The sequence below is a fragment of the Leifsonia shinshuensis genome, from assembly GCF_013410375.1.
In the GTDB taxonomy this organism is placed as follows: Bacteria; Actinomycetota; Actinomycetes; order Actinomycetales; family Microbacteriaceae; genus Leifsonia; species Leifsonia shinshuensis.
The window spans coordinates 1,239,471-1,258,846 of the sequence record NZ_JACCFL010000001.1 but is presented as its reverse complement, the minus strand read 5'-3'; the positions used below and the strand labels follow the sequence as shown (position 1 = coordinate 1,258,846).

Below are 19,376 nucleotides of genomic sequence, written 5' to 3'. Positions count from 1 at the left end.
GGCGGACCCGGCAGGATGCTACGGCACCACCACGACCTTGCCGCGCGCCCGCCCGGCGCCGACGTGGTCGATCGCCTCGGCGGTGCGCTCCAGCGGGTAGGCGGTGTCGACGACCGGGCGGAAGGCGCCCTCCCGGTAGAGCCGGGCGAGCTCGATCAGGTCCTCCTGGCGCTCGCGCGCCATCAGGCCGATCAGGCGCTGGCGGGAGGTCGCATTCCTCAGCCCCGCCGCGGCGACGCGCTCCATCCCCCCGAGGATGCTGCCGCCCTCCTCCCCGCCGACGAGGACGAGCGCGCCCGCGGGGGCGAGGCTCGCCCGCAGCGCGCGGAGCGGCCGGTTGCCCGCGGTGTCGATGATCGCGTCCCAGACCCGGCCGAGGCCGAGCGGGTCGGTGGTCGTGTAGTCGATCGCGTCGGCGGCGCCCAGCTCGCGCACCAGCGCGGTCTTGGGGCCGCTGCAGACGCCCGTCACCTCGGCGCCGCGGGCGACGGCGAGCTGCACGGCGAAATGGCCGACCCCGCCGGCCGCGCCCAGCACCAGGACCCGGTCGCCGGCATCCACCTGCGCAGCGGCCAGCGCCTGCAGCGCGGTCACCGCCGAGATGGGCACCGCGGCGGCCTCCGCGAAGCCGAGGCCGGCGGGGATCGGCACGACCTCCGCGCGCGCGGCGCGCACCCGCTCGGCGAGCGCTCCGGCGGCCGAGCCGAACACGGCGTCGCCGGGCCGCAGGTCGGTCACTTCGGCTCCGACGGCCTCCACGACGCCCGCGAAGGCGGCGCCGCGGACCCGCTGCGACGGGCCGCGCATCCCGAAGCCCATCAGCCGCATCAGGTAGGGGCGGCCGGTGGTGAGGTGCCAGGTGCCGGCGTCGATGCCGGCCGCCTCGACGCGCACCAGCAGGTCGCCGGGGCCGATCGACGGCACGGGCACCTCCTCCACCCGCAGGGCGGCGGTGGTGCCGTAGACGTCCTGGACGACGGCGCGCATCGTGGCGTTCATGATTCCCCTCACTCCTCGGGGTACTGGAAGACGTCGTCGAGCGGGACCCCGAACACCCGAGCGAGCTGGAAGGCCATCTCCAGGGACGGCGAGTACCGGCCCTGCTCGATGGCGATGATGGTCTGGCGGGTCACGCCGACCCGGTCCGCGAGCTCGGCCTGGGTCATCTCCCCCGCGCCGAACCGGAGCGCCCGGATGCTGTTGGTGACCCGGGTGGGCTTCACCATGCGGGCAGCCCCTTACGGTAGGCCACGAGGGTGGCGATCGAGCCGACGACCGCGGAGAGCACGAACGCCGCGTAGACCGCGTTCGCGATCCAGAACCACGGCGCCTCGAACAGCGCCAGCACGAGGGCGGCCAGGGCGCCGATGACGACGAAGGCCTGGCCGACGCGTTCACCGAACACCTTGATCTCCCGGTCGCGCTGGTCGCGCTTGTCGGCCTCGCGCGGGTTGCCGATCGAGATGCCGATGCGGGCCACGATGTTGGCGGCGATGGAGGCGCCGACCGTCCAGAGCAGCAGCGGCACGTAGGCGCCGGGGCCGAGGGCCGCGAGCAGGATCAGGTAGGTCGCGTAGCCGAGGACGGCGACGACCAGGTACGCCCACGCGTTCTTCTCGTCGAAGGACACTTCGCACCTCCCATGTCAAAAATCATTTACATGGCGAGTGTAAAGCGACGCGTACATCGTGTCAATAATTTCTGACACGCGATTCGTGACGAATGTTGCGATTCGGGCGCGGATTCGCGCGATTCGTGACGAATGCGCCCGCGAACGAGCGACCGCCGGGCGCAGCGTGCGCGCCCGGCGGTCGTCGTCAATCAGGGACTACTGCTGCTGCCAGCCCCAGAGCCAGCCGGTGAGCCAGTTCCAGATCAGCGTCCACACCCAGTGGCCGACCGCGTTGCCGTTGGCGACCTTGAGGTCGTCCCAGCCGATCACCGAGTTCTTGCTGTCCTGCACGGACAGCTTGTGGTCGCCCTTGGCGAGCGGCTTCGGCAGGGTGAGGTGCAGCACGCCGTCAGCGGGCACCTGGATCCAGCCGGCGCCGACGGCCTGGGGCTGCGAGTACACCCACACCGAGACCCACTGGCCCGCGCGCGCCTTGCCGACCGAGACGTCGATCGGGTCGCCCGCGTGGTAGGCCTTGTCCTTGAACGAGATCTTGCCGTTCAGGGCCTTGGTGAGCGCGGACTCGGCCGCCGCCTTCGGGTCGGTCGTGGGCTTGCCGTCGGTCGGAGCGGCCTCCACCGTGAGCGGGATGCGCACGGTCGTGCCGGACTCCTTGGCGGTGAGCACCAGGGTGCTCGCGCCTGCGGCCGAGGCCGGGACGGTGAAGCCCACGGTCGCGTTGCCCGCGGCGTCCACCGGCACGCTGCCGATGACCGCCGAGCCGCCCCAGCTCAGCTCGAGCGAGGTGTTGGCCGGGCTGCCCAGGCTGGTCAGGTTCAGCTTCTGCACCCCGAAGCTCACCTGCTGGCCGCGCTTCAGGGTCGCCGTCGGGACGTCCGTGACGGACACGCCGCGGCGGGCGAAGCTCGGCGACAGCGGGCTGTGCGCGGAGATGTAGCCGATCCAGGCGTCCCGGTCGATGAGACCCGAGTCGCGTGTGTCGGTTCCAGCCGCGAACGCCCGGAAGTTGTCGCCGCCCTGCGCGAGGAACGAGAACGTGCCGATCCGGTACGACTTCGCCGGGTCGATCGGCGTGCCGTTCACGATGATGCTCGTGATGCGGTCGCCCTCGGGCCGGGTGGCGTCGTACGTGTAGCTGACGTTCTTCGACAGCCCCAGGTTGAGGAACGGCCGGCTCGGCACGGTGCCGTCGGCGTTCCGCTGCCACTGCTGCTCGAGCGCCTGCTTGAACTGCGCTCCGGTGAGGGAGGTCGTCCACAGGTTGTTCACGAACGGCAGCACGGCGTTCGCCTGCGCGTAGCTGACCGATCCGTCCGTGCCGTAGAGCAGCTCGGCGCGGAGGCCGCCCGGGTTCACCACGCCGATCTCGGCGCCGCCCGACTGGGCGGGCGAGAGGGTCGACAGCAGCGAGTCGGCGACGAGGTTGCCCAGGGTGGACTCGCTCATCCGGTCGTCGCGGGCGCCGTTGATGTACGCCGTGGTGATGTCGGAGGTGACCGAGCCGATCTTCTGGTTGCCGATGACGGCCGCGTCGGCGAGCGCCTTGTCGACGATCGTCTTCACCTTCGCCACCCGCGGGTAGGCGGAGACCAGGCTCGCGTCGGCGTCCGTGGTGCGCTTGACGTTGCGAGCGGTGTACGAGGTCACCGCGCGGCTGTCGGGGTCGACGGTGAGCTTGACCTGGCCGATGTTCTCGCCGTAGCTGCCGGTCTGCACGATCGGACGGGTCGCGCCCGCGACACCCGGGACGGGGCCGTCCCAGCTGTACTCCTTGTGCGTGTGGCCGGTGAAGATCGCCGAGACCTTCGCGCTCGTCTTGGTGACGATGTCGGCGAACGCGCCGCCTGCCGCGACCTCCTGGTCGAGCGTGGCGCCGTCCGGCGTGCCGAAGCCGGCGCCCTCGTGGTACTCGGCCACGATCACGTCGGCCTCGCCGTTGGCCGGGTCGCCGTCGGTGAGCTGCGCTGCGACGCGGTTAACCGCCTCCACCGGGTCGCCGAAGTCGAGCGTCGAGACGCCGCCGGGCGAGACCAGGGTCGGGGTCTCCTGCGTGACGGCGCCGATGACGGCGACCTTCAGCCCGTTCACCGTGAAGGTGGCGTACTCCGGCAGCGCCGGGGTCTTCGTGCCCTTCTGGTAGACGTTCGCACCGAGGTAGCCGAACTTCGCGGCGTCCTTCACGCGGCCGGTGAGGTCGGCGAAGCCCTTGTCGAACTCGTGGTTGCCCACGGCGCTCGTCTTCAGGTCGAGCGCGTTCAGAACGTCGAGGGTGGGGACGTCGCCGGCCGAGGCCGAGGCGAACAGGGAGGCGCCGATGTTGTCGCCGTCGGAGAGGAAGAGGGTGTTGCCCTCGCCGCCCTCCGCGCGCAGCTTCTCGACGGTGCCGGCGAACTTGACGGTGTTGCTGTCGATCCGACCGTGGAAGTCGTTGATGTTCAGCAGGTTGAGCGTCACCGGGGCCGCCTTCACCGCCAGGCCCACGACGATCGGGTCATGGTCGCTGGAGCGGTACGGGCCCGCCTCGTAAAAGTTGGTGACGTTGTAGTTGTAGCGGCTGTACTCCAGGGCCACCGACTCGACGGAGTTGATGTTCCAGACGTCCGCGCCGGTGATGGCGGCGTTCGCAGCCGGCGACGCGAGCACGTGGTCGAGCGAGCCGACCGTGCCGCCGAAGGAGTAGGTCGCCTTCGCGGTCCGGGTGCTGACCTGGTCGACGTAGCCGGCGTCGGTCAGGACCTTGATCGGGTCCTCATTGAGGTACGCGTTGAAGTCGCCGATCAGCAGCACCTTGTCGGAGCCGAGCGTGGTCCTGCGCTCGTTCGCGAAGGCGACGAGGGCGTTGGCCTGCTTGACGCGGGAGGCGTTGGACGCGCCCTGCCCGTCGCCCTGGTCGGCGTCGGCCCCGCTCCCGGAGCCCTTCGACTTGAAGTGGTTCACGATGGCGATGAACGCCGACGAGTCCTGCGCGCCGACCTTCCTGAAGGCCTGGGCGAGCGGCTGGCGGGCGTTGGAGAACGCTGCGTCGTCGAGGATCTTCGACGCGCCGACCGGGGCCGCGACGGCCTTCTTGTAGATGAACGCGGTGCGGATGACGTCCTCGGACGCCGGGACCGTCGCCGGGGATGGGACGAACGCCCAGACCTCGCTGCCGGCCGCGGCGTTGAGCGCGGAGACCAAGGTCTTCAGCGCGTCGTCGCGGTCGAGGCCGAAGCGCTTCGAGTTCTCGATCTCCTCCAGGGAGACCACGTCGGCCGTGAGGGCGTTGATCGCGGCGACGATCTTGTCCTGCTGGCGCTTGAGGCTGGTCGCGTCGGCGGCGCCGCGGGCGTCGCAGCCGGAGTTGACCGTGATCTTGTTGCCGTCGCGGTCGGTGTAGAACGTGCAGCCGGTGAGCTGGTCGCCGGTGGTCGGGAAATAGTTCAGCACGTTGAACGTGGCGAGCCGGAGGTCGCCGCCCACGGTGGCCGGGGCCGCGGTGCGGGTGTTGCCGAAGCTGACGGGCTGAACGGCGGACGCGTTCGCCGGAGTTAGCTCGGCGGTGGGCTCGAACTTCCAGGCGTCGTTCCGGTAGTCGAGGATGACCGGCTTGGTGAACGTGACGGGCGCCCCGACGCGGACCGGGCTGGTCAGCGAGAGGTACGGCAGCGGCTTGGACTTGTTCGCCGCGCTGAGGAAGTTGGTCGAGGCGCCGTCGTCGAGGGTGACGGAGCGGGCCTTGTTGTCGGCGACGGCCGCGGCGTAGGCCGTGGTGCCGGGACGGGCGATCTCGGTCGGCTGCACGAGCGGCTTGTCGCCGGCCGCGAGGCCGATCTCGCCGTACTGGTTGGCCGAGTAGACATCGGTGACGGTGAAGGCGCCCTGGGGGGCGATCAGCATGCCCTCGAGGCTCTCGCGCTGCGCGTCGGTGGTCGGGAGGCCGACGAGCGCGGGGGTGGGAGCGGTGACGGTGCTCTTGTCGAGCGTGTCGACCTTGGTCGCGGTGAGCTCGGTGAGGCCGTTGTACTCGCTGACGGCGCCGGTCACCTTCACGTAGTCGCCCACGGCGACACCGGCGACGGCGGAGGAGCCGAAGACGAAGATCGCGTCGGAGGCGGTGTGGGTGGCGAGGTCGATCGCGCCGCCCGTGCCCGGGGTCTGCAGGTAGAAGCCGTTGAAGCCTCCGGTCGGGTAGGCGGCGGTGACGACGCCGACGGTGCTGACCGTCTGGCCGGCCTTGGGGCTGGTGTCACCGGTGCCCTGGATGTCGGAGATGGCGATCGTGCCGGGCGGGCCGGGGTCGGTCCCCGTGCCGGGGTCGGTGCCTCCGCCGTCGCCCGGGTTGCCGGGGTCGGGGGCCGACGCGGTGTTCTGCGGGGTGATCGTCGCGCTCAGCGAGATGTCCGCGGCGTTGTCGTCGGTGTCCTTGAAGGCCGTCCGGTTGAGAGACTTCACATCCGTGTTGCCGCTCGGGGCGGTCGCAGTCTTCGAACCTTCGAAGGTGTTGGAGGCGCCGTAGCCGATGAGGTCGACGACGTTCGGGTTGCCCGTGACGGAGCCCGTCGGCAGGGTCAGCGCGGTGGCCGACTTGGCCAGGATGAGGGTGCCGGAGGTGCCGGACGGGTTCAGCCCGTTGCTCGCGGCGTCCGGGGTCGGCAGGGCGGCGCCGGTCGTGCCGTTGGAGGCGCCGGCGACCAGGTAGTAGCCCTTGGCCGCGATCGTGCCGCTCAGCGGGACGACGCCGTTGGCCGCGCCGGTGCTGGTCCCGGAGCGGTACTGCACGCTCCAGCCGGTCAGGGCGACGGGCTGGTCGCCCGGGTTGTAGAGCTCGACGAACTTGTTGGCATAGGCGGCGCCGGCGCTGCCGCCGGAGAGGTACGCCTCGTTGATGACGACACCGGTGCCGTCGGTGCTGGCGAAGGCCGGCGTCGCGGCGAGGGAGCCGGCGGCGAGGCCGGCTCCGACAGCCACGGCGGTGGCGGCGCGCCACAAGGTGCGCAATCTGGGTGACATTTCTCTCCTCGGTCGGAAGGGGGGAACTCGTGCGAGCCCGCGGTCAACTTAGAGATCCCGGAGAACCGCGCACTGTCTTGTGAGTGAACGTACATAAAACTCGTCCGGGGGTAGACCGCTCATTTAAGCAGCCCCATTCGCGGGGAGACGGCTGCCGGCGTCTTCGCCATCCGGCGGGCGCGACGCGGGTGGGCCATGATGGTGTGCATGCGGATCGACGAGATCGCCCACTTCCGGGCGCTGGCGGCGGAGGGCCATCTGGCGCTGGCCGCCGAGACGCTCGGCGTCTCGCAGTCGACCCTGTCGCGCTCGCTGGCCCGGCTGGAGGCGGACGCCGGGGTCGAGCTGTTCGACCGCAGGCGCGGGCATCTGGAGCTGAACCAGTACGGCGAGATCCTGCTGGCCCACGCGTCCCGGGCGGAGGCCGAGCTGGAGACGGCCCGCGCCCGCATCGACGCCCTCCGCGACCCGGCGGCCGGGATCGTCTCCCTCGCCTACGTGTCGTCGTTCGGCAGCTGGCTGCTGCCGCGCGTGGTGAGCGAGTACCGCAGCCTGTTCCCCGACATCCGCTTCGCGCTGCGCGGCGGCACCGCGGACACCGTCCTGGACGCGCTGCGCGAGGGCTCGGCCGACCTGGCGTTCCTCAGCCCCGACCCGCGCGACCCCGACATCGAGTGGGTCCCGCTGACCGCGGAGCGGCTGGTCCTCGGCGTCCCGGACGGCCACCCGCTCGCCACCCGCGCCGAGGCGTCGTTCGCGGACCTGACCGAGGCGGAGCTCGTCGCGCTGCGCCCGGGCTCAGGGCTGCGCACGATCGCCGACGCGTACTTCGCGGCGCACGGCGAGGTGCTGTCACCGGTGATCGAGGTCACCGAGCTGTCCACGCTGCGCGCGCTCGTGCGCGACGGCGTCGGCGTCGCCCTCATCCCGGACACGCCCGCCGAGCCGGGGATCGTCGCCGTGCCGCTCGCGGACGAGGCGCAGCGCGTCATCGGGCTCGCCCGCAACCGCACCCGCTCGCAGTCGGCGGCCGCCGAGCAGTTCGCGCGCTTCGTGCGCGAGGAGCTCACGGCGATCTGAGGCCGGCCGCCGGCGGCCGGCCGGACAGGGCTAGGCGCCCGCGCACTCCGTTCCGACCGCCGTGGACGCGCTCGAGAGCGCCTTGAGCTTGGTGGTGAGCACGTCCGTGCTCACCGTGGTCGGATCAGCCTGGATCTTCTTGATGTAGTCCGCGTAGTCCGAGAAGGCCGCGGCCGCGGCGGAGGTCTTGACCTTGACCTCGGCGTTGTTCACGCCCGAGTCCATGCTCGCGAACGACGCGGACATCTCGTCCAGGATCGCCTGCGCCTTCGACGGATCGGACATGGCCGACGCCGCCTCGCCCTGCTTCGACGCGAGCTCCCGCATCGTCTTCATGACGATGGCGCACGCCTCCGCATGGGTCTGCGCGGCCGCCGTGGCGGTGGCCGACGCGGTCGGCGTGGCGGTGACGGTCGGCGCGTTCGACGCGGAGCACCCGCTGAGCGCCGCGACGAGCGCGATCGAGGCAGCGGCGACGACAGAGATCTTCTTCATTGGTTTCCCCCCGAGGATGCGGAATCGGATCGGTCCGCACGGAAGAACGTATCGCACGCTCCGCCCGGCGACGTGCGACATGCGGCCGCTGGCGTGCGTGTGGGGGGGCGTGGGGTGGCGTGCGGAGGGCGGCGCTCAGGCCGCAGCCGCGAACGCGGCGCCGAGGGCGCTCCAGAGCCGGTCGATGTCGGCGGGGAGCCCGTCCAGCCGGCCGCGCTCCGCCGCGATCATGTAGGCGCCGAAGAAGCCCTGGACCGCGACCACGGCGAGCGCGCGCGGTTCCAGGCCCTGCGGCAGGGCGCCCTCCTCCTGCGCCAGGTAGCCGGCCACCACGCCCACCCAGTTGTCGTACGGGTCGGCGTCCGGGCCGGGCGGGAGCACGGTCTGCGACAGCGCCATCGCCGCGCGCACCCGGACGTCCGAGGCGAACACCGCGCCGACCCGCCTGGTCAGCTCGGCGGCCGCCGCCACGCCGCGGAGCCCGCTCGCGTCGATGTCGGAGACGATCGCCGGCCAGTTGCCGTACTTCTCCGCCACTAGCGCCTTCGCCAGGTCCAGCTTGGACCGGAAGTGGAAGTACACCGCGCCCTTGGTCAGGCCGGTGCGCTCGACGATCCGCTCCAGCCGGGCTCCGGCGTAGCCGTGCTGATCGAACTCGTCCGCGGCCGCGTCGAGGATGCTGGCACGGCTGCGCTCGGCGCGCTCCTGACGTGGCATGGCTGGGGTCCTCGAATCCGTTCGATGCGGCGGTCCCCCCAGGAGCAAACTCTAACCCGGGGACGCCGCGCGACACGGCAGGGCGCTCGATTGCGCGGCGATTCGGCGCCGCGGATGTCGTGGACACACCGGGGTAGTGCGGGACGAGGCGCCCGTCGCATCCTGTACTCGTAGCCTCGCGAGAGGGGGACCACCATGTCCATGGAGCCGCCGCCGCCGTCCGCCCCGCCGCCGCCGTCCGGGCCCGTCCCGCCGTCCGGGCCGGTGCCGCCGTCCGGGCCGGTGCCGTTGTCGGCGCCGCTCTACGGTGCCACCATGGGCGACGCGATCCGCCGGTTCTTCACCAAGTACGCGGACTTCACCGGACGGGCGAGCCGCGGCGAGTACTGGTGGTTCTTCCTGTTCGACGTGCTGCTGGCCATCGCCTACTGGCTGTTCGTGGTCGTGATCAGCCGGCTGAGCGGCAGCTTCCGGATGACCGGCTCCCCGCGCATCGTCGGACCGCTGTTCTGGGTGCTGCTCGCCGTGTGGATCGTCTGGGTCCTCGCGACGCTGGTGCCCCACCTGGCCCTGATCTGGCGCCGTCTGCACGACGCGAACCTGGCCGGCCCGTGGTACTTCATCTCGTTCGTCCCGCTCGGCTGGGTGGTGCAGCTGGTGCTCACGGCCCTTCCGTCGAACCCGCTGGGGGCGCGATTCGACCGGCCGCGGTAGCGAAGGGCTCGGTGAGGCTGCACGCCTGCGAGACGATCCTGGTGTTAGCAGCACCACCATCGAGGGACACTGGTTGCTTGCCGCGCGACCAAGGATCCTGTGGATACGAGTCGACGACAATCCAAGGACCCGCATGCCACTCACCACGCGCTCTGCTCCGCAGCGTTACGCAACCATCGACGATCTTCTGGGCGACGGACGCAGCCGCTTCTTCAGTCACGGCTACAAGTCCACGAACCCGCTGCTTCGGAGAGTCCGGGTGGCGCACGGAGTCTCTGAGTCCACCCTCACGGCGCGCGCCGGCATAGCGATCCACGGATCCTGGTCCCTCAAAGGCGAGACGGAGCAGATCCCACATTTGGGAACCACCGATGTTCTCGTCCTTGCCTGCAGAATGGCCGAAGCCATATTGGCCGGTCGCTATTCCCCGGAGATTCTTCCGACCGCGTACGTCGAATCGATTATCGTCTCCGGAGGCGGCGAACCAGTCGAAGGAGATCTCAGCGATCTTGAATCCGGCGCCACATTGCAGACTGGAAGCAACGGCTCGCCTTCAGTCATGCGCTGCTCGGTCGCCTCCATGACAGCAACTCTGACGGTGGCCCACGATGCCCACGAGCTCGGACTCGCTTCAGTCCAAGCACCGACCGAGGAGGCTCTCGTCGGCGACGCCGGTTCACGCCTTTACGGCGACCGCTGGGCACGACGACGGGTTTCACTCGAGGACATCCAGCTCGACGCGGAGGACGAGGCTGTCAGCGCGCAGCTATCGTTCAGCCAGCCCACCCCGAGCCGCATCGCCGACCTGAGCGGGCTTGAGGCTGCCTATCCCCACGCGCTCTGCGCAGTCGACTTCTTCGTCGCGACTCTTCAACTCGGCCAGGTCCTGCTTTACGGGTTCGATTCCGTGAACCGTGCCGAGAGCAACACATTGTGGATGCGCAAGACTCGAATTGCGCTCAGCCGCCCGAGTCCTCATGCGGAGGCCGGGCGAACAACCGGCCTGACTGTCCGGCTGCGCAGGAACCGGCTCATCGAGAAGCAGGACGAGTCGTGGCGTTGCGCCGACGTCGTAGGCACGTTCGACGGCGGCGAAGTGGTGTGCAGTGTGGCACATCGCTTGCCTGCTCGCCGCGCGACTCAGGCGTCTGAGGTCGCCCGATGAGCGCGCCTGCTGCCGTCATACGCGGCCTGGGAGGCGCCCTTCCGGAGCGCGTCGTCACCAATCACCACCTGTCCGCGCTCATGGACACCTCCGACGAGTGGATCAGGCGCCGAACCGGCATCGCCGAACGTCGTCACTCGAGTGAAACAGAGACAACGAGTGCGCTTGCCACCGTCGCTGCCCAACGCGCGTTGGCCAGCGCCGGCGCCGACTCCGCGGGTCTCCTGATGGTGGCGACGTCAACGCCGGACAAGGTCTGTCCCGCAACGGCTCCGAAGGTGGCGGCAAATCTGGGGCTGCGAGGGGTCGCCGCTTACGACGTCTCCGCCGTTTGCTCCGGATTCGTGTACGCCTTGGCCACGGCGTCCTGGGCGATCAGCTCAGGCTCCGTCGACTCCGCCCTCGTCATCGGCGCTGACACGTTCACTCGCCTTCTCGATCCGACGGATCGGGCTACGTCCGTAATCTTCGGGGACGGGGCAGGTGCCGCATACCTCACGGCTGGAAAAGCCGAGGAGCCCGGCACCATCCTGGCCTCGACGCTCCACTCGGACGGCACGGGCGAAGAACTCATCCAGGTGCCACGACGCGCTGGCGCCTTCTTCGAGATGCAAGGAAAAGAAGTCTTCTCGCAGGCCGTGTCCGCGATGTCGGATTCCGTACAAACGGTTCTGGCGCGCGCGGGCTGGACCGCGAATGACGTGGACTCCTTGATCGCACATCAGGCCAACGTCCGAATCCTGAAAACGGTCGCTTCAGTGACCGGCATCCCTGGCTCGAAAGCGGAGATCCACTTGGACAAGGTCGGTAACACGTCGGCCGCGTCGATCCCGTTGGCGATGACCAATGCTGGTACCAAAGGTCACAGGAACCCGGGCGACAAAGTCGTTCTGACGGCTTTCGGCGGCGGAACCACGTGGGGCGCCATAGCCATGACGTGGCCATCGATGTCGGTTATCGACCCGCACTAGGCGACCAGCCGAATCCTGCAAGGCGTCGCCCGTGCAGGACCTCTGTGGCGCGGGACGATCCCGGGCCACCTCAATCACCAGATAGGGGAAAACCAATGGAAATCACCGCTCCCGACGTTGTCGATGCGATCGGATCCGTCATGGACGAGCTCAGCCACATGCAACCGGACGACGCCTTTGCGGATCTGGACATCGACTCGCTCACCCTCGTTGAGGCCGCCGTGATCCTCAGCAACAAGTTCGGCGTGCGCGTCGACGAATTCGAACTCGCAGATGCAGGCAATGCGCACGCTGCAGCCGCGATGCTCACGAACAGACTGGCACCGCGGAACGCGAGCTAGCCATGCCCGTCACAGGGCCCACAACAGACCGAGCACAAGAAGGAGGACACATGGCTGATCCGGCAATTGCAGTTGTTTACTATTCGGGCTCCGGCCACACCAAAGTCCTGGCAGACGCCGTGGTCGATGCTGTCGGCACTCGCGGCGCGACCACCACCCTCATCCACGTCGAGGCGATGACTGAGCGGTCCTGGGATTACCTCGATGAGGCCGATGCGATCGTCTTCGGCGCCCCCACCTACATGGGCACAGCACCATCTGCCTTCCATGCATTCGCCGAAAAGACCACAGGCCGCTGGGCTGAACAGAGATGGCACAACAAGCTCGCAGCGGGCTTCACCAATGCAGCCTGCAAGGCCGGAGACAAGCACTCCACCCTGGACTATTTTTCGACGTTTGCCGCGCAGCACGGGATGAACTGGATCAACCTCGGCCTGCTCCCGGGATGGAAGAATACCCGGGGCACCGAGAATGACCTCAACCGCTTCGGCTATTTCAATGGGGCCGCCGCCCAAACTTTCTCGGATGTCGGCGTCGAAGGTGTACACCCAGCGGATGTCGCGACAGCACAGCATCTGGGCCGAAGAGTTGCCGACATGACGGCCATCTTCGTCGCCGGCCGCTGCGCCTTAGACCGGTGACCCGTAGCGCGGGCCTCGCTCACGCAGACGCCGGCGTAGCAGTGTGTATCGGCGTTAGCGGAGACAGCGTAGATTGCACAACCGCCAGCACGTCCAGGCTGGCGCGATGGAAGAGGTGCCCGACACCGGATAGTTCCACCAGCCGTGGTTCAGCTGAGCACCAGGAAGCCCAGCGCGCGGAGTCGATGGCGGCCACCACAGGGTCGTCGTTGCTGTAGAGAATCGTTGCCGGGACTTTCAACTGCCCCTCCGGACGCCTGCCCGGGTAGGACGCCAACAGCGCAAGGTCCTCGAGCAGGATCTCACGCGCACGCTCGGACAATTCGCCGGAGAGGGCGGACGCGCGAGCTGCAGCGCGCTCTACCGAGAAAGCGGTAGCGCCGTCGGGTGCTTCCCATGGCGGACGAGCGGCCGCGAGGAAGACGTGTTCCAGACGATCGACATCCTGGAGTCGGAGGGCCACCTCGAACGCAAGGGTCGCCCCCATGCTGTGACCATAAAGCGCAAGCCGAGGCGACGATGACGCGTCTATCCGCTCGGCAAGAACATCTGCGGCTCCAGCGATAGACCCGAAGTCTCTTCCACGGTAGCCCAGTTTGGTGACATCGACTCCGGGAATGCGCCAACCTGCGAAGCTCGCGGTTGTACCCCCAGCATGATGCAGGCAGAAGAGATGCATGGAGATGTCCGAACGCTATCGAACTTGGAGCCGGTGAGTGTCATGCTCCGCGCGGGAGGCCGCCACCTCATCCATGTTCGTCTCAGCCCAGTTCTTCATTTCAAAGACGATTCGAAGGAGCGATTGGCCGAGGAGCGTGAGCTCGTAATCTGTGCGCACGGGAACTGACGCCGTGACGTGCCGAGAAACCAGGCCGTCGCGCTCCAGGGATCGAAGCGTTGATGTGAGCATCTTCTGGCTGGCACCCGGAATGCGCTTGCGGAGCTCGCTGTGGCGGAGCTGGCCATCTTCCAGTGCCAGCATCACCAGAGTCACCCACTTGCTGCTGATGGCTTCGAGGAGCTGGCGAGCCGGGCAAGCGCCCAAATGGGCGTTGTGTTGCCTCTGGGCTTTCAGACGTCTCTGCTCTGCCGTGAGGCTTCCCGTCCCACAACCCTTTTCCACCGATTGGCTCATGGGACAAAAGCATACTTGGGCTTACATACAGAGAGAAAACGTACATGACGCTACGCGATCGTCACTGACTGATCGTTCGCCTTCGGTCCGACCAACAGCGATTCACCCGTCAACGCCATGAACGGCAAGTCCGAATCGTGGTCGCCGTAGGCGAGGCTCGCCGCCAGATCCACTCCATGTTCGGCAGCGTGGGACGCCACGGCGCGCGCTTTGGCAGCGCCCACCAACGCTTCTTCGATCTCCCCGGTGTAACGGCTGTTCCTGATCCGAGGGAGCGTGCACAGTATCTGAAGCTGCGGCCAGCGCCGTTTCACACGCACCAGTGCAGGTTCGAAGGAGGCCGTCACTGCGACTATTCGCCGCCGGTTTCGCGTGTGCCCGTCCAGGAGGGACGCCACTGGTTCCAGGAACTGCCATCGCATAGGCGAGTCTGCCTGGAAGTCTGCCCAGCGCTCCCCGAGTTCGGCGACTTCCGTCACACTCCGGCCTTGCCACCAGCGGAAATAGCGGGCATTGGTCTCGGACCTTGGCACGCCGCGAGCGGCCGCAGCGCGCAGTCCGGCCAGGAACTCGTCCGCCTCGGCGCAGCGAAGTCGTTCAGCGGCGTCGAAGCGAAGGAGTTCGAAGATGGAGTTATACGCCACCACTGTGCCGTCCACGTCTGTGTAGGCAGCTTGGGAACTGTCGGAATCTTCCACGGGAAGAATCCTAGGAACCCCTGTCCCGATGTGGAAGCCATGACAAGCAGGCACATTGAAGTGCCTTAGGCACAATTTAGTGCGCTCTTACGGGACTCCAGCGGTGCAGCTGAGGATGGAGGGCGGGGTCCCTACGGCCCCAACCGCACAGTCCGAAAGGAAGCCAATGCCCACCATCCTCCACATCAACGCCTCGCCCCGCTACGCCAACAGCGACTCCCTGCGGCTGGCACGGCACTTCATCGACAGTGTCCAGACTGCCGGTCCGGAGAGCTTCGAGGTGGAGACGCTGGACCTGTTCGAGGACGGTGCGCTGCCCGTTTTCGGTCGTACCGCGGCTGCGGCCAAGATGGCCGTGTTCTCCGGCCAGGAGCAGACGCCGGAGCAGATCGGAGCGTGGGAGTCCGCCCGCGCCGTGTTCGACCGGTTCGCGGCCGCCGACGCCTACGTCTTCAACATCCCCATGTGGAACGCCGGCGTTCCGTACGTCCTCAAGCAGTGGATCGACATCGTCACCCAGCCCGGCTGGTCCTTCGGGTTCGACCCCGAGAACGGCTACAACGGCCTGATGGAGGGCAAGCAGGCCGTCGCCATTCACACCAGCGGTGTCTATGCGCCCGGCGTCCCGGCCAGCTTCGGAGCTGATTTCAGCGCTACGTTCTTCGCCGACTGGCTGAGCTTCGTGGGCATCGAGGACGCCACTCACGTCCGGTTCGCCCCGACGGTCGTCAACGGTGACGTGGACGGCACGCGCGCGGCCGCCGAGGCAGAGCTCACCGACGCGGCGGTCGCGTTCGCCCGCAAGCTCAGCGCCGCAGCAACTCTGCAGCTCGTCAACGACTGAGGCGGACGCAATGCGCATCGGTATTTCGGGTACCTACTCCTCGGGCAAGACGTTCACCTCGATTGCACTGTCCCACTACACCGGGATGCCGAGGACCAGGGCGAGGACAATGCGGGAGATCCTCCCCGAGGCAGCGCCAGGAAAGACCCTCGAGGAATGCACCGCAGCTGAGCTCATTCAGATGATCGTGACACGTCATGTCGAACGTGCCGTATACGAGGACAAGCTCTCGGACGGCTTCATTTCGGACGGGTCCTCGCTCCAGGAATGGATCTACGGGTCGGTGCGTGTTTCTCTCGGGTTGAACCCCAGTGCCTCGGCGAATCTGAAGGCGGGGGAATCAGTCGAGAAGACGGCGGAACTCGCCTTCTTCGAAGAGGTGATGGCGAGCCTCGGAAACAGCTTCAAGAGGCATGTGAAGGACTCATTCGACGCCTTTGTGCACCTGAAGAACGAACTACCGCTTTCCGCCGACGGGCACCGACCGGTCAACGACCAGTTCCGGAACATGTCCGACTCGATCCTGCAGGAGACCATGAGCGAACTAGGGATCCCGTTCCACGTGGTCTCCGGCTCGGTCGAGGAACGGCTCGAGCAGATCGCCGGTCTTTTCAGCCTGGAGGCGTGCATTTCTGCCGAGGATGCTCTGCGGCTGGCTTCAGAGGAATATGCCCTTCTCGACGTCCGCACCGAACGGGAGCGGGCCCTTCAGCAGCCAGAGCTCTGAGGGCTCAGAGGCAAGCCTCTGCTTACTTGTTCGTCCGGCCGACCACCGCAGAAAGTGGCCGGCCGGACGCGCGTCTGAATTGGAGAATCCGTGCGGATCGATGAACCGTTGTCCAACCACGTACGCCTTGGCCGCTTTCTCCGGGCGCGCCGCGAACAGACACGCCCGGAGGACCTCGGCTTGCCTGCGAGCACCCGGCGCCGGACCCCGGGGCTCCGGCGCGAAGAAGTCGCCGTTCTCGCGAACGTCGGAGTGTCTTGGTATACCTGGCTGGAGCAGGGCCGGGCACGAGGAGCTTCTGAGGAAGTACTCGAGGCGATTGCGAACGCGCTTCGGCTCGGTCCCGAGGACCAGGCACATGTCTTCCGCCTGGCATCAGTCAGACGTTCGCCCGAGAGGTCTACCGCTTTCGCTGCCGGCGAGTCCCCCGAATTCGACGGCGGCCGGCTGAGGCTTCTACAGCAATTGGTGGACGCTATGACGAACCCCAGTTACGTCGCCGATCCGTTCTGGACTGTAGTGACCATGAACTCCGCCGCGGCGGACGCGTTCGATACCCGCGTCGGCACTAGCTGCCTGAAGCGTTTTTTCACGGATGACGAGCTTGCCCGTTCGCATGTGCAGCCCGCGATGATGGCTCGGTCGATGGTCGCACAGTTCCGGGCACAGTCGGCGCGGTATCCGGAGGACTCCCGATTCGAGGTGATGGCCCGCGGCCTCTGCGAGGTCTCGGCGGATTTCTGTGAGTTGTGGCAACGCCACGTCGTGGAGGATTCGTATCGAATCGACGTCGTCTTCGACCACCCTGTCGTGGGCCGGTTGAGCTTCGATCCGCTGGTTCTGGAGGTCCCGCGGTTTCCGACGCTCCGCCTCTTCACATACCTGCCTCAGGGCGGCACCGGGACTCAGGCAGCCCTGAACCGACTGACCCACAACGGCGCGGCCCCGCGGCCCGCAAACCGTGGCGCGCCCCTCTTGACCGCGCCGGACACGAGCGAGATGCGCATTTCAAAATCGTCTGTCGGCGCGTCAGGTCCCATGCACTCGGATGAACGGTCACTCGACAAAGCCACATCCTGGTGCTCCCGTTCCGAGCGCAGAACAACGTCAACGTATTGAAGGAGTAGACATGTCGCATCGACGCACGACAACGCGTACCGCCCGAGTGGCACCACCGAGCCAACATCAGTTGGCGCTGATGATCTGGATAGCCGTATTCCCCACCCTGACCGTGATCAACGTCGCGTTCGGCGACTGGCTCGCGACACTGCACCCCGTTCTGCGCACCCTCGTCGTGGTCACCGTCGCGGTCCCGATCGTCATCTACGGAATAATGCCCAACCTCCACAGGCTGCGGGCACGCCTTATCGCTCGAGGAGGTCGCGGAGGCGGGCCGCTCTGATAACGGAGAGCATGACACGGCGAGGCCGCGCGAACAGGTCCGCAGGCGTCGGCTCAGCAGGAGTCCGCGAACAGCCGCCGTGGCCGCTCGGGGTCGGCGTCGTCGAACAGCACCGACGCGACCTCGCGCGGCGCGCCCAGCGGATCCTTGCGGCCCGTGGCCACGAACGACCAGTCGGCGTCGCGCTCCGGGTCGTGCTCGATCCAGACCGAGAAGTTCCAGAGCCCTCGCAGGCCCTCGCCCAGCAGCCCGGGGCCGTCCACGACGAGGACGCCGTCGGGCGAGGTGGTGCGGAACGGCGTCACCAGGTCCGCGCGGAGGCCGTCCGGCGTCGCGTGCGCCGTCGCGTGGGCGCGCTCCACCGCCTGACCGCTCGCGCGCAGCGCCTCGGCGAGCGCGTCGGCCGCGTCCGGCAGGTCGGCCCCGGCGACGCCGGTCACCGCGATGAACCGCGGTCCGCGGCGGTAGTGCTGGAGGAATTCGGCGGCGAGGCCGTCGAAGAAGGACGACCGGTCGGTGGTGGTGCTGCCCATGCCGCGAGTATCCCACCGTCCCCGGGAGGCTGCCAGCGAGACCGTACCGTTCCCGCAGGTCCGCGGCCTACCCTGGAGGGGTTGCGGTCCCGGTGGGAGGAGTGCTCATGGAAGCGGACCAGGGGGACGGCCTGCGGCCGCCCGAGGCGGTGCCGGAGCTCCCGGACGAGCGCGCGATGGGCATGATGAGCGTGTCGCCGCAGCGGGCGGCCGAACTGGAGGGCCGCGCGCGCGAGTGGATTCGCGATCTGGCTGCCGCCGAGCCGGACAGCGAGGCCTTCCGCCGCAAGATCACCGGCTTCTCCCGCCTCGGCGACGCCGAGATGCGGGAGTCGAGCGAGGCCTCCCGGCAACTGCTGAGCCGCCCGGCCACGGCGCTCGCGGCGGCGCGCGGCAAGGCGGTGCGCTCGGACCCGCAGTACGGCGTCCTCCGCACCCTCCAGGCCCTCCGGGCGACGGTGAGCGACTTCGATCCGCAGCACACCAGCAAGAGCTACCGGATGCTGGCGAGGATGCCCGGCGGACGTCGCCTCCGCAAGTACGTCGAGCGGTTCGAGTCGGCGCAGAAGCAGCTCGACCAGATCGTCGTCTCGCTCGACCACGGCGAGGAGTGGCTGCGTCGCGACAACGAGGACATCGAGAACGAGCGCACGGCGCTCTGGAAGACGACCGAGCGGCTGAACGAGTACGTGACGCTGGCCGCCGCGCTCGACCGGGCGACCGTCGAGCGCGCCGACGAGCTGCGGCTCACCGACCCGGTGCGGGCGGCCACCCTGGAGAAGGAGGCCCTTTTCCCGATCCGGCAGCGCCGCCAGGACCTGACGACGCAGATCGCCGTCTCGGTGCAGGCGTACCTCGCCCTCGACGTCATCAAGAAGAACAACGTCGAGCTCATCAAGGGCGTCGAGCGCGCGAAGACCACCACGGTCTCGGCGCTCCGCACCGCCGTCGTGGTGGCGCAGGCGCTGGAGAACCAGCGTCTGGTCATTGACCAGCTCGGCGCCCTCAACCAGAGCACCAACGCCCTGATCGGCCGCACCGGCGAGGTGCTCCGCGACCAGACCGAGCAGATCCAGAAGGAGCAGACCACCTCCGCCGTCGACGCCCAGGTCCTGCAGCGCGCGTTCGACGACGTGTTCGCGACGATGGACGGCATCGACGTCTACCGCGGGCAGGCGATCACGAGCATGTCGCAGACGGTGGACGCGCTGGAGCACCAGGTCGCGCGGTCGCGGGGCTACCTGAAGCGCGCGCGGACCAGCGGGGAGCAGTAGCCGCCCTGCGCGCGGCC

Annotated in this window: 21 protein-coding genes; 11 read left to right on the top strand and 10 right to left on the bottom strand. The window is 68.2% G+C overall.

Features of this window, described 5'->3' with window-relative positions; genetic code table 11:
• Positions 1 to 18: 18 nt before the first annotated feature.
• The 4 genes from HNR13_RS06140 to HNR13_RS06125 all read right to left on the bottom strand — a co-directional run bounded on the left by HNR13_RS06140 (position 19) and on the right by HNR13_RS06125 (position 6,622).
• Positions 19 to 999 carry an NAD(P)-dependent alcohol dehydrogenase gene (locus tag HNR13_RS06140; protein WP_246312726.1) on the bottom strand — a complete coding sequence of 327 codons (981 nt, stop codon included), beginning with the start codon at positions 997 to 999 and terminating at the stop codon, positions 19 to 21.
• Between the two features lie 8 nt (positions 1,000 to 1,007).
• Positions 1,008 to 1,226 carry a helix-turn-helix transcriptional regulator gene (locus HNR13_RS06135; RefSeq protein ID WP_179604939.1) on the bottom strand — a complete coding sequence of 73 codons (219 nt, stop codon included), beginning with the start codon at positions 1,224 to 1,226 and terminating at the stop codon, positions 1,008 to 1,010.
• Entirely contained in the window at positions 1,220 to 1,630 is a 411-nt protein-coding gene (locus HNR13_RS06130; RefSeq protein ID WP_179604938.1) for a hypothetical protein, read from the bottom strand. The genes HNR13_RS06135 and HNR13_RS06130 overlap by 7 nt, the downstream gene beginning before the upstream one ends.
• A 198-nt stretch (positions 1,631 to 1,828) precedes the next feature.
• A complete protein-coding gene (locus HNR13_RS06125; RefSeq protein ID WP_179604937.1) occupies positions 1,829 to 6,622 on the bottom strand; it encodes an ExeM/NucH family extracellular endonuclease in 4,794 nt (1,597 codons plus the stop codon).
• A gap of 207 nt (positions 6,623 to 6,829) precedes the next feature.
• Between HNR13_RS06125 and HNR13_RS06120 the strand changes: the two genes are divergently transcribed.
• Positions 6,830 to 7,702 (top strand): LysR substrate-binding domain-containing protein, encoded by an 873-nt coding sequence (locus HNR13_RS06120; protein WP_179604936.1) that lies wholly within the window; start codon positions 6,830 to 6,832, stop codon positions 7,700 to 7,702.
• Between the two features lie 30 nt (positions 7,703 to 7,732).
• Here HNR13_RS06120 and HNR13_RS06115 read toward each other — a convergent pair whose 3' ends face one another.
• Positions 7,733 to 8,197, bottom strand: coding sequence for a hypothetical protein (locus HNR13_RS06115; protein ID WP_179604935.1), 465 nt, complete (start codon positions 8,195 to 8,197; stop codon positions 7,733 to 7,735).
• A 135-nt stretch (positions 8,198 to 8,332) separates the two neighbouring features.
• The gene (locus HNR13_RS06110; RefSeq protein WP_179604934.1) at positions 8,333 to 8,914 is read right to left on the bottom strand and encodes a TetR/AcrR family transcriptional regulator; all 582 of its coding nucleotides are present in this window, start codon (positions 8,912 to 8,914) and stop codon (positions 8,333 to 8,335) included.
• 195 nt (positions 8,915 to 9,109) lie between these two features.
• On the opposite strand from HNR13_RS06110, the gene HNR13_RS06105 reads away from it, so the two are divergent.
• From HNR13_RS06105 to HNR13_RS06085, 5 genes are all read left to right on the top strand, one after another.
• Positions 9,110 to 9,628, top strand: a complete 519-nt coding sequence (locus HNR13_RS06105) for a DUF805 domain-containing protein (RefSeq protein ID WP_179604933.1) — start codon at positions 9,110 to 9,112, stop codon at positions 9,626 to 9,628.
• Between the two features lie 133 nt (positions 9,629 to 9,761).
• Complete coding sequence (locus HNR13_RS06100) at positions 9,762 to 10,793, top strand: AvrD family protein (protein WP_179604932.1); 1,032 nt, start codon at positions 9,762 to 9,764, stop codon at positions 10,791 to 10,793.
• Positions 10,790 to 11,764, top strand: a complete 975-nt coding sequence (locus HNR13_RS06095; protein ID WP_179604931.1) for a beta-ketoacyl-ACP synthase III — start codon at positions 10,790 to 10,792, stop codon at positions 11,762 to 11,764. Before HNR13_RS06100 ends, HNR13_RS06095 begins: the two co-directional genes overlap by 4 nt.
• Before the next feature lie 95 nt (positions 11,765 to 11,859).
• Positions 11,860 to 12,105 (top strand): acyl carrier protein, encoded by a 246-nt coding sequence (locus HNR13_RS06090; protein ID WP_179604930.1) that lies wholly within the window; start codon positions 11,860 to 11,862, stop codon positions 12,103 to 12,105.
• A gap of 50 nt (positions 12,106 to 12,155) precedes the next feature.
• Complete coding sequence (locus HNR13_RS06085) at positions 12,156 to 12,746, top strand: flavodoxin family protein (RefSeq protein ID WP_179604929.1); 591 nt, start codon at positions 12,156 to 12,158, stop codon at positions 12,744 to 12,746.
• Between the two features lie 19 nt (positions 12,747 to 12,765).
• On the opposite strand, the gene HNR13_RS06080 is transcribed toward HNR13_RS06085, so the two are convergent.
• The 3 genes from HNR13_RS06080 to HNR13_RS06070 are packed head-to-tail and all read right to left on the bottom strand — an operon-like array spanning position 12,766 to position 14,579.
• Positions 12,766 to 13,425: a thioesterase II family protein gene (locus HNR13_RS06080; protein ID WP_179604928.1), complete on the bottom strand. Its 660-nt coding sequence runs from the start codon at positions 13,423 to 13,425 to the stop codon at positions 12,766 to 12,768.
• Between the two features lie 15 nt (positions 13,426 to 13,440).
• Positions 13,441 to 13,881 (bottom strand): winged helix-turn-helix transcriptional regulator, encoded by a 441-nt coding sequence (locus HNR13_RS06075; RefSeq protein ID WP_179604927.1) that lies wholly within the window; start codon positions 13,879 to 13,881, stop codon positions 13,441 to 13,443.
• A gap of 50 nt (positions 13,882 to 13,931) precedes the next feature.
• Positions 13,932 to 14,579 carry a haloacid dehalogenase-like hydrolase gene (locus HNR13_RS06070; protein ID WP_179604926.1) on the bottom strand — a complete coding sequence of 216 codons (648 nt, stop codon included), beginning with the start codon at positions 14,577 to 14,579 and terminating at the stop codon, positions 13,932 to 13,934.
• Between the two features lie 166 nt (positions 14,580 to 14,745).
• On the opposite strand from HNR13_RS06070, the gene HNR13_RS06065 reads away from it, so the two are divergent.
• The 4 genes from HNR13_RS06065 to HNR13_RS06050 all read left to right on the top strand — a co-directional run bounded on the left by HNR13_RS06065 (position 14,746) and on the right by HNR13_RS06050 (position 17,552).
• Positions 14,746 to 15,423 (top strand): FMN-dependent NADH-azoreductase, encoded by a 678-nt coding sequence (locus HNR13_RS06065; RefSeq protein ID WP_179604925.1) that lies wholly within the window; start codon positions 14,746 to 14,748, stop codon positions 15,421 to 15,423.
• Positions 15,424 to 15,433: 10 nt separating this feature from the next.
• On the top strand, positions 15,434 to 16,150 hold the full coding sequence (locus HNR13_RS06060) for an AAA family ATPase (protein ID WP_179604924.1): 717 nt from the start codon (positions 15,434 to 15,436) through the stop codon (positions 16,148 to 16,150).
• 90 nt (positions 16,151 to 16,240) lie between these two features.
• A complete protein-coding gene (locus tag HNR13_RS06055; RefSeq protein WP_179604923.1) occupies positions 16,241 to 17,269 on the top strand; it encodes an MmyB family transcriptional regulator in 1,029 nt (342 codons plus the stop codon).
• A gap of 79 nt (positions 17,270 to 17,348) precedes the next feature.
• The gene (locus tag HNR13_RS06050; RefSeq protein WP_218881180.1) at positions 17,349 to 17,552 is read left to right on the top strand and encodes a hypothetical protein; all 204 of its coding nucleotides are present in this window, start codon (positions 17,349 to 17,351) and stop codon (positions 17,550 to 17,552) included.
• 53 nt (positions 17,553 to 17,605) lie between these two features.
• Here HNR13_RS06050 and HNR13_RS06045 read toward each other — a convergent pair whose 3' ends face one another.
• Positions 17,606 to 18,085: a hypothetical protein gene (locus HNR13_RS06045; RefSeq protein ID WP_179604921.1), complete on the bottom strand. Its 480-nt coding sequence runs from the start codon at positions 18,083 to 18,085 to the stop codon at positions 17,606 to 17,608.
• Positions 18,086 to 18,192: 107 nt separating this feature from the next.
• On the opposite strand from HNR13_RS06045, the gene HNR13_RS06040 reads away from it, so the two are divergent.
• A complete protein-coding gene (locus HNR13_RS06040; RefSeq protein WP_246312724.1) occupies positions 18,193 to 19,359 on the top strand; it encodes a toxic anion resistance protein in 1,167 nt (388 codons plus the stop codon).
• The last annotated feature ends 17 nt before the right edge of the window (positions 19,360 to 19,376 follow it).